Consider the following 15,004-nt stretch of genomic DNA (forward strand, 5'->3'; position numbering starts at 1 on the left):
TACGTTTGAGTTTAGGCTTGATTCCGCACTTTCTCCTTTGTAGGAGCGAGCTTGCTCGCGAAAAACGTATAAGCACCGCATTCAGTCAGGATGCCAGCGTCATCGTTAACGACCTTCGCGAGCAAGCTCGCTCCTACAGACAGCCCGGTAAAAGGAACACCGCCCCATGTCCGACGTCCCCCAAGCGCGATTACGCCCACTGGCCGACACTTCGCCTTCGGCCATCGTCGCCGGTTTCATTGCCATGATGACCGGCTACACCAGCTCCCTGGTGCTGATGTTCCAGGCTGGCCAGGCTGCCGGCCTGACCACCGCGCAGATTTCCTCGTGGATCTGGGCGATCTCCATCGGCATGGCGGTGTGCAGCATTGGTCTGTCCCTGCGCTATCGCACGCCGATCACCATTGCCTGGTCCACACCGGGCGCGGCGCTGTTGATCACCAGCCTGGGCGGCGTCAGCTATGGCGAGGCCATCGGCGCCTACATCACCTGCGCGGTGCTGGTGACCATCTGTGGGCTGACCGGCAGCTTCGAAAAACTCGTCAAGCGCATCCCCGCGTCCCTGGCGGCCGCCTTGCTGGCGGGGATTCTGTTCAAGATCGGCAGCGAGATTTTCGTCGCCGCGCAGCACCGTACCGGGCTGGTACTGGGGATGTTCTTCACTTACCTGGTCATCAAGCGCCTGTCGCCGCGTTATGCCGTGCTCGCGGCACTGCTGATCGGCACGGCACTGTCCGGGCTGATGGGGCTGCTGGATTTCAGTGGCTTTCACCTGGAAGTGGCAACGCCGGTGTGGACCACGCCGCACTTCTCCCTGGCCGCGACCATCAGCATCGGCATCCCACTGTTCGTGGTGGCCATGACCTCGCAGAACATGCCGGGTGTCGCGGTGCTGCGGGCCGACGGCTATAACGTACCGGCGTCGCCATTGATTACTACCACCGGCCTGGCCTCGCTGGTGCTGGCGCCGTTTGGCTCCCATGGCATCAACCTGGCAGCCATCAGCGCGGCGATCTGCACCGGCCCTCATGCCCATGAGGATCGCAACAAGCGCTACACCGCCGCGGTCTGGTGCGGGATTTTCTACGGGATCGCCGGGGTGTTTGGCGCGACATTGGCCGCGTTGTTCGCCGCCCTGCCCAAGGAACTGGTGCTGTCGATTGCGGCACTGGCGTTGTTTGGCTCGATCATCAATGGCCTGAGCATCGCCATGAATGAACCCAAGGAACGGGAAGCTGCGTTGATCACCTTCATGGTCACAGCGTCGGGGTTGACGTTGTTTTCCATCGGTTCGGCGTTCTGGGGGATTGTCGCGGGGGTGTTGACGCTGGTGATTCTGAACTGGCGCAAGGCCTGATTCTTTAGACCCAGTAACGAAAAAGCGACCCGGGCGGGTCGCTTTTTCATGACATCAGACTGCCGGATTAATCGGCTTTTCTGGGTGCCAAGCGTCCAGCAGGGCGCTGACTTCAACGCGGGTCAGCTCTGGACGAGCCTTCAGCCACGCTTCAACAGCGGCACGCTGTTCTTCGTTGACCGAACCACGGGTGGCTTTGCAAACCAGACCGAAGTCATCACCGCCGACGTAGTCCAGGCCGTTGCCGTCCATCGCTTCAGTCAGGAATGCTTCGAGGAAAGCGTCAACCGCTTCATCGTCCAAACCTTCTTTGAAGTCCAGGTTCAGTTCGAAACCCAGCTCTTGAAATTCATCAACGCACAGTTTTTTGCGCAGACGCCGGGAACGGTTAGTCGCCATTGGAACAATCCTCTTAAGTAATAACGGGCGGCACTTTAGCAGTTTAAGCAGGCCTTTGCCCGATTCTCTGGGACAGGCGGCAGAGTGCCAGTAAAAAAAACCGCCAATTGCAGCTATCGTTCAGCCACAAGTGCGACAGCCTTGGGGCATAATGCCGACACTTTCATGACCATTGAGGGATTTTTCGTACATACCCCTCACCTTTTTACCCCCTCAGCAGTAGGGTTTTAATTCTTATGATCAAATCTTTGCGTCCACTGTTACTCGCCAGTTTTCTTCTGCCCCTGGCCTTTTCCGTTACCGCCGCCCCGATCAACACTTCCCTGCCGCCCAAGGTCCAGGAAGCCCTCCAGAAAGCCAAGCTGCAAAACAATGCCCTGTCCCTGGTGATGATTCCCCTCAATGGCCCGGGCACACCTACCGTGTTCAACGCTGACGTGTCGGTCAACCCGGCCTCGACCATGAAGCTGGTCACCACCTACGCGGCCCTGGAAATGCTCGGTCCCAACCATCAGTGGAAAACCGAGTTCTACACCGACGGCACCCTGAGCGGCGGGATCCTGAACGGCAACCTGTACCTCAAGGGCGGCGGCGACCCCAAGCTGAACATGGAAAAACTCTGGCTGCTGATGCGCGACCTGCGGGCCAATGGCGTGCAGCAAGTGACCGGCGACCTGGTGCTGGACCGTGGCTTCTTCATCCCGCCGCAACTGCCGGAGTTCAATGACGACGGCAACGACGAGAACAAGCCGTTCCTGGTCAAGCCCGATGCCTTGATGGTCAACCTCAAGGCGCTGCGCTTCGTCACCCGCAATGATTCGGGCAAGGTGCTGGTCTCGGTCGAGCCGCCGATTGCGAGCATCCGCATCGACAACCAGGTCAAGGTCTCCAACGCCAAGCAATGCACCGGCGATGTGCGCTACAGCCCGATGACCGCCGCCGACGGCAGCGTCACCGTGACCGTCAGCGGCCAGTTGGCGGACGGCTGCAGCTCGCAGACGTATCTGTCGTTGCTGGACCACGCCACCTACACCGCCGGCGCCGTTCGGGCGATCTGGAAGGAACTGGGCGGCAGCATCCAGGGCCGCGACATCCAGGCGCCGGTACCGAAGAACGCCAAAGTGCTGGCTCGTGCGTTCTCGCCGGACCTGGCGGAGATCATCCGCGACATCAACAAATACAGTAACAACACCATGGCCCAGCAGTTGTTCCTGAGCCTGGGTGCGCAGTACCGCACCGATGCCGACGGCGACGACGCCAAGGCCGCCCAGCGCGTGGTGCGCCAGTGGCTGGCGAAAAAAGGCATCACCGCGCCGCACCTGGTGATGGAGAACGGCTCCGGCCTGTCCCGTGCTGAACGGGTCAGCGCCCGCGAGATGGCGACCATGCTGCAAGCGGCGTGGAGAAGCCCGTACGCGGCGGAGTACATCAGTTCGCTGCCGATTGCCGGCACCGACGGCACCATGCGTAAACGCCTGAAGACCACGGCCATGCGCGGCGAAGCCCACGTCAAGACCGGCACCCTGAACACCGTGCGGGCGATTGCCGGGTTCAGCCGCGACAACAATGGCAATACCTGGGCTGTGGTGGCGATTCTCAACGATCCGAAACCGTGGGGCGCGTCCTCGGTACTGGACCAGGTGCTGCTGGACCTGTATCGCCAGCCGAAACTGGCGGCGGCGGCCCCGGTCCTCTAACAGCAGCAAATATCAAATGTGGGAGCTGGCTTGCCTGCGATGTATACGCCTCGGTCTATCAGGAATACCGAGGTGATGCTATCGCAGGCAAGCCAGCTCCCACATTGATCTCTAATAGCTTGAATGGCCGTGCACTTCAGGCAAGCACCCGCTCTGCCTCAACCCTGTCCCTGCCCGCCTGCTTGGCGGCATAGACACCCGAATCCGCCCGCAGCAACAAGCTGTCGACGCCCTCCTCGACCCGCCAACTGGCGACCCCGAAGCTCGCCGTCACCGTGCCGACACCTTCCATCGGCTCACCGCGCAACGCCTGCCACAACTCCAGGGCAACATTGAACGCCTGGCTGCCGTCGGTATTGGCGCACAGCACCACAAACTCCTCGCCGCCCAGCCGGCAAAACACATCCGTGCGTCGTAACCGCTGGCTGATGCGCCGGCATAACTCCTTGAGCACTTCATCACCCACCGCGTGACCATGCTGGTCGTTGATGCGCTTGAAGTGATCGATGTCGAACATGATCACCGACAACGCCCCCGAGGCACGCTTGACCCGGATCATCTCGGCCTTCAGCCGGTCCTGGAAGTAGCGTCGGTTATGAATGCCGGTCAGGGAATCGGTAATCGACAGCGCCCGCAGCTCTTCCTCGACCCGCTTGAGATCGGAAATATCCGACACATAGCCATGCCATAACGTACCGCCACCGGCCAGCTCTTCCGGCGTCGCCTCACCGCGAACCCAGCGCAGCCCCCGATGGGGCAACTGCACCCGGTATTCTTCACGCCAATGGCTCAGTTGCAGGGTGGACAGGCGAATGGACTCCCGTACCCGCTCGACATCCAGCGGATGAATCCGCTCGAAGACCTTTCGCGCATCCTGCTGCAACACCCCAGGCTCGATTTCGTAGATGTCGCGGATGCCATCGCTGGCATAAATGAACCGCGAGACATTGTTCGGTTCCAGGATGAACTGGAAAATACCGCCGGGCACATGGGCGCTGAGTTTCTTCAGCAGGCGGTCCCGCGCGGCCAGTGCCTCATAGGCGCGCTTCTGCTCGGTGACATCCAGGCAGATCGCCAGGTGCCCGACCCACAGGCCATGCTCGTCCAGCAGAACAGTGGCGAGCATGTTCACCGTCAGTTGGCTGCCGTCCTTGCGTACCAGCGTCCACTCGCGGGCCTCATGCACTGCATCGGCGCTGTCCACCAGCATCGCCTGGGCTGGCGCGATGCGCTTGCCGAGGATTGCGCTCAATTGCGCGGCACGGGCTTCCAGCTCGGGGGCCAGGTGCAGGCTTTCGAGGGTCAGGTGGCCCAGTACCTCTTGTGCTTCAAAGCCCAGCATCTGCTCGGCGCCAGCGTTGAAGGTGGTGATCACACCGCGCAAGTCCGTCGCGATGATCGCCACCTGGGTGGCCGCATTGAGCACGCTGCGCAGTTGGCCGTGGGTGCCTCTCAGTTCCTGTTCCCGCTGACGCAATTGGGCGGTGCGCTGCTCCACCAGCTTCAATGCGCGCTGGCGCTGACTGACCACCACGTAGAGCAACGCACTGAGCAGCACGCTCAGCAGGCTGCCCATGACCAGGATACTGACCAGCGAAGAGTGATTGCCCTGCTGGAACACCTGGCTGGGGCGCAGGCTCAAGGCGTAGACGTGGTCGCCGAGCGTCAGCCGGCGTGCTGCCACCAGGTCACTGTCTGCCACGGGGTTGCTGGATTCGTACAACACCCGTTGCTCTGCATCGGAGGTGTCGACAATCTGCATCACCAGGTTGTCCCGTGCGGCCTTGGGCAAGCCATCGGCCACCAGCTGGCGCATGCTGATCACCGCCATGACGTAGCCGTAAGGTTCACTGTTGGGCACTTGTGTCGTCGGTGCCCGGCTGACCGGTGCCACCAGCAATACACCCATGGCATAGGCCGGCTCCACACCCACCAGTTGCATGGGCTGGGACACCGCCATCTTCCCTGACTGTTGCGCACGCTCCACCGTCGAGCGCCGCAGTGGCTGGGCCAACAGGTCAAAACCCAGCGGCGAGCCGAGAATGCTCTGGGTCTGGCTGTACAGCACCGGCACATACTCATCGCGATCAGTCGCCGGGGTCAGTTCGCCCGCCGCATTCAATTCACGAATGGAGAAATTCGCACCGCGCTCCGCCGTGATTGCCTGCTCGAACGCACCGCGCTGGTCACGCAAAACCCGGGGTGCCCAGGCATAGGCGCGGGTACGCAACAGCAAGGGCTGCGCGAACCCTTCGAACTCTTTGCGCGAGACTGTATTTGAATTGACGAAGAACCGCCGCAGGCTGCCCAGGCGTTGTTCCTGGTCCTCGAAACGCTCCTGGAGACGGCTGTAGCGCTCGTTGACCAGCAGTTGAAAGCGCTGGCGCATCTGCTGCTGGTAAAGCTCGGACGCGGCCCAGGCGACGACAATCGTCAGCGCGATACCGGCCAGCAACACCACCACCGCCACCAGCCACGCCGACACCTGCTCACTGATAAAGCCTAGGATTTTCGGGCGGACGGCATGCAGCGGCATAGACAAGACTCGGAACGCCAGCGTGCGGGTGCGTCACTTTGGCCAGGTCCTAAGTTATAGCCACAGGACTTGCGTTTGACCAGCGCAAAAAAAAGCCGCAAGGCCGGAATGATCCGGGCCTGCGGCTTCAGAACGCAGTGATCAGCGCGCGGTGATTTTCCACGCCCGATGGATCTTGGCGTTACGCGCAAAATCCGGGTCGATGGTCTTGTCGCTGATCTCTTCGACGGCATACCGCTCGACGAGGTTGTCTTCCAGCTGGAACTTGCGGAAGTTGTTCGAGAAGTACAACACGCCGCCCGGTGCCAGGCGCGCCATGGCCAGGTCCAGCAACTGCACGTGGTCGCGTTGCACGTCGAAGATGCCTTCCATGCGCTTGGAGTTGGAGAAGGTCGGCGGGTCGATGAAGATCATGTCGAACTCATCGCGGCTGGCTTCCAGCCAGGCCATAACGTCGCCCTGCTCCAGGCGGTTCTTGTCGGAGAAACCGTTGAGGGAGAAGTTGCGGCGCGCCCAGTCCAGGTAGGTCTTCGACAGGTCGACGCTGGTGGTGCTGCGCGCGCCACCCTTGGCGGCGTGCACACTGGCGGTGGCGGTGTAGCAATACAGGTTGAGGAAGCGTTTGCCGGCCGCCTCTTTCTGGATGCGCATGCGCATTGGACGGTGGTCGAGGAACAGGCCGGTGTCCAGGTAATCGGTCAGGTTGACCAGCAACTTGACGCCGCCTTCGCTGACCTCGGTGAACTTGCCCTGGGCGCTCTGGCGCTCGTACTGCTTGGTGCCGCTCTGGCGTTCGCGACGCTTGACCACCACACGGTTCTTGTCGATGCCCAGCGCCTGGGGAATGGCCGCCAGGGCATCGAACATGCGTGCCGAAGCTTTTTCCGGGTCAATCGACTTCGGCGCCACGTATTCCTGGACGTGGACCCAGTCGTGGTACAGGTCGATGGCCATGGAGTATTCCGGCATGTCGGCATCGTACACACGGTAGCAATCGACGCCTTCGCGCTTGGCCCACTTGCCCAGCAGTTTCAGGTTCTTTTGCAGGCGGTTGGCAAACATCTGCCCGCCTTCGCTCAAGCGCGCCTGCTCGACCACTGGGGTCGGGGCGGGTTTGATCGGATTCCCGTTCTTGTTGTACTGGCGCTCTTGCGGCTCGGTCGGCGCCTGGTCGTAGGCCGCTTGCTCGCGCTCGGCCTGGCGTTGTTCCGGGGTGCGACGCTCGCCGGTGACGAACTGATCCGGGGTGACCTTGATCAGCAGCAATTTGCACGGCAAGGCGCCGTTCCAGAACGAATACTGTTTGTGGCTGCGGATGCCCATGCGCTTGCCCAGGTCCGGAGCACCGGTGAACACCGCCGCTTCCCAGCCCAGGCACGCCTGGCGCAGACGCTCGCCGAGGTTCTGATAGAGGTACAACAGGCTGGCTTCATCACCCAGACGCTCGCCATACGGCGGGTTGCAGATCACCAGGCCTTTCTGGTTCTGGTCCGGACGCGGCTCGAAGGTACCGACTTCGCCCTGGTAGATCTTGATCCAGTGGCTAAGGCCTGCGCGTTCGATGTTGTTGCGGGCGGGTTGGATCAGGCGAGGATCCGCCTCGTAACCACGAATCCACAGCGGTGGCTTGGCCATGCCGATGGCGGCACGCTCGCTGGCCTCTGTGTGAAGTTTTTTCCACAGCGCCGGAACGTGGCCAAGCCAGGCGGTGAAACCCCACAGCTCACGGTTCAGGTTGGGCGCCATGTCGGCGGCGATCATCGCGCCTTCCACCAGGAAGGTACCGACGCCGCACATCGGGTCCGTCAGCGCGCCGCCTTCGGCAGCGATGCGCGGCCAGCCGGAGCGAATCAGGATCGCCGCCGCCAGGTTCTCTTTCAACGGTGCCGCGCCCTGCTGCAGGCGGTAGCCGCGCTGGTGCAGGCTGTGGCCGGACAAATCAAGGGAAAGGATCGCTTCGCCACGGTCCAGGCGCAGGTGGATGCGCAGGTCCGGGTTGATCTTGTCGATGGATGGACGTTCGCCGGTCGGGGTGCGCAGCTTGTCGACAATCGCATCCTTGACCTTTAGCGCGCCGAAGTGGGTGTTGTCGATGCCCGAGCCATGGCCGCTGAATTCAACGGCCAGGGTGCCGTCGGCGAGCATGTGGTCTTCCCACTCGATGTCCAGCACCCCGTGGTAGAGGTCTTCGGCGTCCTTCATCGGGAAGCGCTTGAGCACCAGCAACACGCGGTTGGCCAGGCGCGACCAGAGGCACAGGCGGTAGGCGGTCTCCATGTCGGCCATGCCGCGCACGGCCGAGGTGTGCTCGCGGGCTTCCTCAAGGCCAAGCCCGACGGCTTCCTCGATCAGCAGGCCTTCGAGGCCCTTGGGGCAGGTGAGGAAGAGTTCAAAACGGTCCGACATGGGGCATTCCAGGCTTTTCAGCAATAAGTGAACGGGCGACGCATCGCGCATTCGGTTTTCAATCAAGCGCTTTTCTTGAAGAACGCTCGTGTGGCACGAATGTGCCGTTCCACCCCGGCTACCGGCCTTTCGGGTCTTTATCGACGGGGCAGTTCAAGTATTTGAAGCAACAAAAAGAAACATTCCGACCCTTCGTCGAATAATAACCGACTGCAACAGGCGGACATTCTCACTAAAGGATTAAACCCATCCTCTTTGAAGGGCACATCATAGCTGGGTTTGCCCAACAAAAGGGGCGAAAAGCCATCCCAGCTTATGGCTATAGCATCATTATCGTTACGTGCTTATGACAAAACGATCATTGAATCCATGTGACCTATTGGTTAGAACTCAACACAGGTTGGCGCCGTAACGACGCCGACACATAGCTCGCCACGCCGGCAGCGAGCGCACCAACGGCAGAAAAACTCTGCCCGGCCTCGGACGAGGCCGAAGGATATCAAGACAGTCAACAAGTGAGGGAAACACCCTATGAGAAGACTTAAGCGTGATCCGTTGGAAAGAGCATTTTTACGCGGATATCAATATGGCGTTCATGGCAAATCCCGTGAGCTTTGCCCATTTACTCTACCGTCGGTACGCCAAGCCTGGATCAACGGCTGGCGAGAAGGACGCGGCGACAACTGGGACGGTATGACTGGCACTGCGGGAATCCACAGACTCAACGAACTTCACGCCGTCGGCTAATCAAGGGCATTTAATTCCGACACCAGCACGAATACGCAACCACTTAACCACGCACGCCCCATCCGGGCGGCGGGCTTCGGCCCAGGGGCTCCTTCAAGGAGCCCTTTTTATTGCCTGTTGTCAGCCGCGCGGCAATGCCGCAATCGCATCCACCGCCTGGCGAATCAACGCCGGGCCCTTGTAGATAAAGCCGGAATACAACTGCACCAGGCTCGCGCCGGCGGCGATTTTTTCGGCCGCGTGCTTGCCCTCGGTGATGCCACCCACGGCAATGATCGGCAAGCGCCCTGCCAACTCGGCCGCCAGCACCTTGACGATGTGGGTGCTCTGGTCGCGTACCGGCGCACCGGACAGGCCGCCCGCTTCGTCACCATACGCCAGGCCTTCGACACCGACGCGGCTCAGGGTGGTGTTGGTGGCGATCACCGCATCCATGCCCGAATCCACCAGGGCCTGGGCCACCAGTACGGTCTCTTCGTCGTTCATGTCCGGGGCAATCTTGATTGCCAGGGGCACACGCTTGCCGTGGCGCACAGCCAAATCTTCCTGGCGCTGGCGCAAGGCTTCGAGCAGTTGCTTGAGGGAGTCGCCAAACTGCAGGCTGCGCAGGCCCGGGGTGTTAGGCGAGCTGACGTTGACCGTGACGTAGCTGGCGTGGGCGTAGACCTTGTCCAGGCAAATCAGATAGTCATCCACCGCACGCTCCACCGGCGTGTCGAAGTTCTTGCCGATATTGATCCCGAGGATACCGGTGTACTTAGCCGCCTGAACCCGTGACAGCAGGTTATCCACACCCAGGTTGTTGAAGCCCATGCGATTGATGATCGCCTCGGCTTCCGGCAGGCGGAAGATCCGCGGCTTCGGGTTGCCTGGCTGCGGCCGTGGGGTCACGGTGCCGATTTCGACAAAGCCAAAACCCAGCTGCGCAAAACCGTCGATGGCCGCACCGTTTTTGTCCAAACCCGCAGCCAGGCCTACCGGGTTGGGGAAATCGAGCCCCATCACCGACACCGGCATTTTCGCCGGGGCCTTGCACACCAGGCCATTGAGCCCCAGGCGGCCACCGGCACCGATCAAGTCCAGGGACAGATCGTGGGAGGTTTCCGGAGAGAGTTTGAACAACAGCTGGCGGGCCAGGGTATACATGGGCGGGCTTGACTCGGATGGCGGCGAAAGGTGGCGGCGATTATAGCCGGGGTGACGGGCTGCATGCGAGGCGTGCCGTCCAATCGTCAGTTACGGTGCGTCATCAGTTCCTCATAGCGGGCCCAGATTTTTTGCGCATAGCGAAGACGCAGGGCCTCACGCTGAGGCCCGGGCCCGCCGCCCACATTGTAGGAACCGATCGCTGTCCAGTTGTAGCCGAACTGTTTGACGAAGTCGGCAAGGATCGACGCCCCCACCTCCACCGACAGGCAAGGCTCATCCAGCAAGCGCTGCTCGGTAATGCCCTCCTTGAGCAGGCGCGGCAGGTGAATGCTGTTGATCTGCATCAGCCCGATATCACGGGTGCCGTTGTTGTTGGCGTAATTCATGGCCTTGGCGCGGTAGCCCGACTCCACTGCGGCGATGGCCTGCAACAATTCCGGCTCCATGCCGTATCGGCTGGCAGCCTCGGCCCAGCAATACGCCCGGGCTTCATTGCCGAAGCCGAGCGTGAGCATCAGCAGCAGCGCCCCCTTGCACCGGGCGCTGCTCATGCCTGCCCCCGACCGCAGGTGGAACAGACAGCGCCCACCGCCAGGCTGGTCACCCTGACTGCACAGGTCACCCGGTACCCTTTGCCGTATACCGTCTTGATCAGGCCCTTGCCGCCCTTCAAATATTTGCGCAGCGAACAGATGCAACGGGTCAGGGACTCTTCCGTGGCCTCGTTATGGGGCCATGCCTGTTCCAGCAAGTGGTCCTTGGTCACCAGCACTCCGGCCGAGGACAGCAACAGGCGCAACACCTGCCACTCCTTGGGCGGCAGTTGAATATCCGAGTCTTCACTGGTCAATCTACCGTCGCAGTGCAACGTCCAGCGCTCAAAGACCATGGGGGTAGCCAGTACCCCATCGTTCACCACGGCCATTCGTACCTCCGCACCCAACTCACCTTCATTTCCAACACTGGTTTCCTGAAGGTCGCGACTATAAAAAGCCCACTCGCTGTATAGGAGAGGAAAAAACCCCATAGGCACTGATTTTTTCAGACTGGACACGTAGGACCTTTCGGCGATGCCCGCCCAGGGGCGCCACCAACGTTCTTATCCTTCGGTCACCCGGTTAAATGCCCGCTTCACCTGCTCATGCTGGGAGCGCGTCAACGGCGGCGCCTGCCCCGGCTCGGCAGCGGTATGCAGCACATTTGCGACCGCCGTCGCCTGAATCACAAACAATCGCACACTGTTGGCCATGGGCCCGTTGTAGCGTCCGAGCAAGGCTGTGCCGGTATCGCGCTGAAAATTCCCCACCAGCAATCGCCTGCCCGGAGCCACACGCACCACCGTGTTGATCCCCATCCGCTCCACCCCCACCGAGGGTTTGTCGCGACTGGCAGCCTTGCCCATCTGGCGGCCATCCTCGACGGTGAGCAGCATCTCGATTTCATTCGCCTCGGCGAAGCGCGGCAGAACACTGACCTGCGTACCAAAGACCACCGGTTGCCATTCGTCGTGGTCTTCACCCGGCCGGGGCAGATAGAACGTCTGGTTGTCGTTGAAAACCGCGGGCACATTCTCCTGGGTGAGAATCACCGGCAACGTCGTGACCCTCGCTCGCCTGCGCAACTCCAAGGCGGTGATCCGCTGCATGAATGCTTCGTCCTCGATGGGTGCCATGAGCCGGGTCGCTGAAGGCTTGTCCGACCCCTTGTGCATGGTCGCGCCGATCTTCTTGAGCTCATCGCGGTCCACATCCACCAGCCACATCGAAACCTCCACCGCGCGCTTCGGTACGTCCAGTTCTGCCACCAGACCTTCGATAAAGCTCACCTGCGCGGGCTTGCCCTTGATCAGCAGGCTGTTGGTGTCCGGGTACGCCAGCACCGAGATATTCTTGTCGGCCAGTAATCCGGGTTGCCGCGGGGACGCACTCTCCTGCTCGACGGCCAGCAGTTTTTCGATCATGGATGCCATGCCCGGCACCGTGACGGTTCTGTCGCCCATGTTGTACTCGCGGTCTGCAACGTGGGTGTTGAGCACCTGCACCACCCCGATCCGCTGCGGCCCCAGGTGCAGTTCCGCACGCTGGCGGTCCATCAGTTGGGCCAGGCGCAGCACATGGTCGACATAGTTCGGCGGCCCGGACACGTAGAACACCCGCGCCCCACTCGCACGCAGCGGGTAGCGCGCCTCTTCGAGCCCCGAACGGCGCATGAACCCGCGCAGGAGGTCGACCGAGATATGCCGCAGGGTCACTACCGAGCTTTTCGCCTCGTCGGCGTCATAGAGGTAAAGCACCTGGCCATCGGTGTACCAGATCAGGCCTTGCTGCTGGGCGACCGACTCCAGCAGCGGTTGGGGCGAGTCGAAATCGAACGCCCCGCTAATGCGCTTGCGAGCTGCCGCCTGACTGACAACGATCGGCTGCCCCAGCGGCAGGGACAACGCGGTAAAAAAAGTGTGCAGGCTTTCATCACGGGCCTGGTAGGAGCCCCCGAACGCGCCGGGGCTGCCCAGCAGCACCAGGCAGAAAAGCAGCGTCGAGAAACGGTGAAGGTGGCTGAACATGCCTGCATGGCCCGGGCTGAAAGAGCGGCCATACTGCGAGGCAGGCCGATTTCAATCCTGATGGAAAGCTGACGCCCAGCCCATCCTGTGCGCATCGTGGCATGTGCCTTGCTTTGCCTTGTCTATCGCAGCTCGCGCCAACGGCGGAACGGGCTCAAGGACACAGACGTCGTTACCCCGGGCTCTTCCTCTGAGTACCCGACGGAACGGCGTTTTTTTATGAAAGGTACGTATTGATGAGTGATCCCCTGGCTTGGGTCAACGGCAGCGATGCCCCGGAAAAGAGCAGCCTCAACCTGGGTTTCATGGCCCTGAGCGATTGCGCCTCGGTGGTGGTCGCCGCCACCCAGGGCTTCGCCCAGCCCTATGGCCTGACCTTGAATCTCAGGCGCCAGTCATCATGGGCCAGCCTGCGGGACAATCTGGTCAGCGGCGAACTGGACGCCGCCCACAGCCTGTACGGCCTGATCTACGCCGTGCACCTGGGTATCGGCGGCGTGGCACCCACCGATATGGCGGTGCTGATGGGCCTGAACCAGAACGGCCAGAGCATCAACCTGTCCCGTGGCCTGCAACAGCTGGGGGTGACCAGTCCTGAGGCACTGGACCGCCACGTGCACCAAAGCCGAACAAAACTCACCTTCGCCCAGACCTTTCCCACAGGTACCCACGCCATGTGGTTGTATTACTGGCTGGCCAGCCAGGGCATTCATCCCCTGCAGGATGTGGACAGTGTGGTGGTGCCGCCGCCGCAGATGGTTGCGCACCTGCAAGCCGGGCGCATCGACGGCTTTTGTGTGGGCGAGCCCTGGTGCGCCAGTGCGGTGAAGCAGAACCAGGGCTTTACCCTGGCCACCACCCAGGCACTGTGGCCGGACCATCCGGAAAAAGTACTCGGCTGCACCCAGGCATTTGTCGAGCAATACCCCAATACCGCCCGGGTACTGGTGATGGCGATCCTGCAGGCCAGCCGTTTTATCGAACAGAGCACGGAAAACCGCCGCTCCACTGCACAGTTGCTGAGCGCCCCGCAGTACCTCGACGCCCCGCTCGATTGCATCGAACCGCGCCTGCTCGGCGACTACGATGACGGCCTCGGCAACCACTGGCAGGATCCCCACGCGCTGCGTTTTTATGGCGACGGCGAGGTGAACCTGCCCTACCTGTCTGATGGCATGTGGTTCATGACCCAGTTCCGCCGCTGGGGCCTGCTGCGGGAGGACCCGGACTACCTCGGCGTTGCCCGGCGTGTGCAACAACTGGACATCTATCGCCAGGCGGCCAGCGCCGTGGGCGTGCCTGCCGATGGCGAGGCCATGCGCAGCAGCCAGTTGATCGACGGAAAAATCTGGGACGGTTCGGACCCGGCCGGGTATGCCCGCAGCTTTCGCCTGCATGCCATGGCAGATGTTGCCAGCCGCCAGGCCTTGCGCTGACAGGAGGAACCCATGCTACGAATCCTGTTGATCAATGACACACCGCGCAAGGTCGGGCGGCTCAAGGCTGCGTTGACCGAGGCCGGGTTTGAGGTGATCGATGAGTCGGGGTTGACGATCGACTTGCCGGCGCGGGTCGAAGCGGTGCGCCCGGACGTGATTTTGATCGATACCGAGTCGCCGGGACGCGATGTGATGGAGCAGGTGGTGCTGGTGAGTCGCGACCAGCCACGGCCGATTGTGATGTTTACCGATGAGCATGATCCGGGGGTGATGCGTCAGGCGATCAAGTCCGGGGTGAGTGCCTACATTGTCGAGGGGATTCAGGCGCAGCGGTTGCAGCCGATTCTGGATGTGGCGATGGCGCGGTTCGAGAGTGACCAGGCGCTGCGCGCGCAGTTGCAGGCGCGGGATCAGCAGTTGGCCGAACGCAAGCGGATCGAAACGGCCAAGGGGTTGTTGATGAAAATGAAGGGGTGTAATGAGGAAGAGGCCTACACGCTGATGCGGCGCCAGGCGATGAGTCGGCAGCAGAAGCTGATTCAGGTGGCGGAGCAGATTATTGCGATGAGTGAGTTGTTGGGGTGAGAGGGGGGGCGGGGTGTATATCCGTTATTTAGGTAACGGCAACTATTGGTTCCGCTCTTACGGCGGCTCACTTTTGAACAGCGCAAAAGTATGCAAAACGCTCTTGCCACACCACTCTCCACCTCG

General features: G+C 61.6%; 12 protein-coding genes. 5 read left to right on the forward strand and 7 right to left on the reverse strand.

The features are described 5' to 3' along the window. Nucleotides 1-166 precede the first annotated feature (166 nt). A complete protein-coding gene (locus tag HX869_RS17210) occupies nt 167-1,357 on the forward strand; it encodes a benzoate/H(+) symporter BenE family transporter (protein WP_017477152.1) in 1,191 nt (396 codons plus the stop codon). A gap of 54 nt (nt 1,358-1,411) precedes the next feature. On the opposite strand, the gene HX869_RS17215 is transcribed toward HX869_RS17210, so the two are convergent. Beyond that, on the reverse strand, nt 1,412-1,756 hold the full coding sequence (locus tag HX869_RS17215) for a YggL family protein (RefSeq protein ID WP_003219101.1): 345 nt from the start codon (nt 1,754-1,756) through the stop codon (nt 1,412-1,414). Between the two features lie 236 nt (nt 1,757-1,992). Here HX869_RS17215 and dacB point away from each other — a divergent pair, with 236 nt between their 5' ends. Then, nucleotides 1,993-3,453 (forward strand): D-alanyl-D-alanine carboxypeptidase/D-alanyl-D-alanine-endopeptidase, encoded by a 1,461-nt coding sequence (gene dacB, locus HX869_RS17220; RefSeq protein WP_003219103.1) that lies wholly within the window; start codon nt 1,993-1,995, stop codon nt 3,451-3,453. A gap of 136 nt (nt 3,454-3,589) precedes the next feature. On the opposite strand, the gene HX869_RS17225 is transcribed toward dacB, so the two are convergent. After that, nucleotides 3,590-5,989, reverse strand: a complete 2,400-nt coding sequence (locus HX869_RS17225; protein ID WP_177028693.1) for a diguanylate cyclase — start codon at nt 5,987-5,989, stop codon at nt 3,590-3,592. A gap of 141 nt (nt 5,990-6,130) precedes the next feature. Then, complete coding sequence (rlmKL, locus tag HX869_RS17230) at nt 6,131-8,395, reverse strand: bifunctional 23S rRNA (guanine(2069)-N(7))-methyltransferase RlmK/23S rRNA (guanine(2445)-N(2))-methyltransferase RlmL (RefSeq protein WP_178903388.1); 2,265 nt, start codon at nt 8,393-8,395, stop codon at nt 6,131-6,133. Nucleotides 8,396-8,926: 531 nt separating this feature from the next. Here rlmKL and rmf point away from each other — a divergent pair. After that, nucleotides 8,927-9,142 (forward strand): ribosome modulation factor, encoded by a 216-nt coding sequence (rmf, locus tag HX869_RS17235; RefSeq protein ID WP_002553055.1) that lies wholly within the window; start codon nt 8,927-8,929, stop codon nt 9,140-9,142. A 120-nt stretch (nt 9,143-9,262) separates the two neighbouring features. Here the strand turns inward: rmf and HX869_RS17240 are convergent, their stop codons facing one another. From HX869_RS17240 to sctC, 4 genes are all read right to left on the reverse strand, one after another. After that, nucleotides 9,263-10,288, reverse strand: a complete 1,026-nt coding sequence (locus tag HX869_RS17240; protein ID WP_003219118.1) for a quinone-dependent dihydroorotate dehydrogenase — start codon at nt 10,286-10,288, stop codon at nt 9,263-9,265. 86 nt (nt 10,289-10,374) lie between these two features. Further along, nucleotides 10,375-10,842: a transglycosylase SLT domain-containing protein gene (locus HX869_RS17245; protein WP_003219119.1), complete on the reverse strand. Its 468-nt coding sequence runs from the start codon at nt 10,840-10,842 to the stop codon at nt 10,375-10,377. Continuing rightward, nucleotides 10,839-11,216 (reverse strand): winged helix-turn-helix domain-containing protein, encoded by a 378-nt coding sequence (locus HX869_RS17250; protein WP_178903389.1) that lies wholly within the window; start codon nt 11,214-11,216, stop codon nt 10,839-10,841. The genes HX869_RS17245 and HX869_RS17250 overlap by 4 nt, the downstream gene beginning before the upstream one ends. A gap of 174 nt (nt 11,217-11,390) precedes the next feature. After that, entirely contained in the window at nt 11,391-12,854 is a 1,464-nt protein-coding gene (gene sctC, locus HX869_RS17255) for a type III secretion system outer membrane ring subunit SctC (RefSeq protein ID WP_178903390.1), read from the reverse strand. A 236-nt stretch (nt 12,855-13,090) separates the two neighbouring features. Between sctC and HX869_RS17260 the strand changes: the two genes are divergently transcribed. Beyond that, complete coding sequence (locus HX869_RS17260) at nt 13,091-14,290, forward strand: CmpA/NrtA family ABC transporter substrate-binding protein (RefSeq protein ID WP_177080446.1); 1,200 nt, start codon at nt 13,091-13,093, stop codon at nt 14,288-14,290. Between the two features lie 12 nt (nt 14,291-14,302). Beyond that, on the forward strand, nt 14,303-14,878 hold the full coding sequence (locus tag HX869_RS17265; protein ID WP_003219125.1) for an ANTAR domain-containing response regulator: 576 nt from the start codon (nt 14,303-14,305) through the stop codon (nt 14,876-14,878). Nucleotides 14,879-15,004 lie beyond the last annotated feature (126 nt).

It is taken from the genome of Pseudomonas sp. P7779 (assembly GCF_013386315.1).
Lineage (GTDB): Bacteria > Pseudomonadota > Gammaproteobacteria > Pseudomonadales > Pseudomonadaceae > Aquipseudomonas.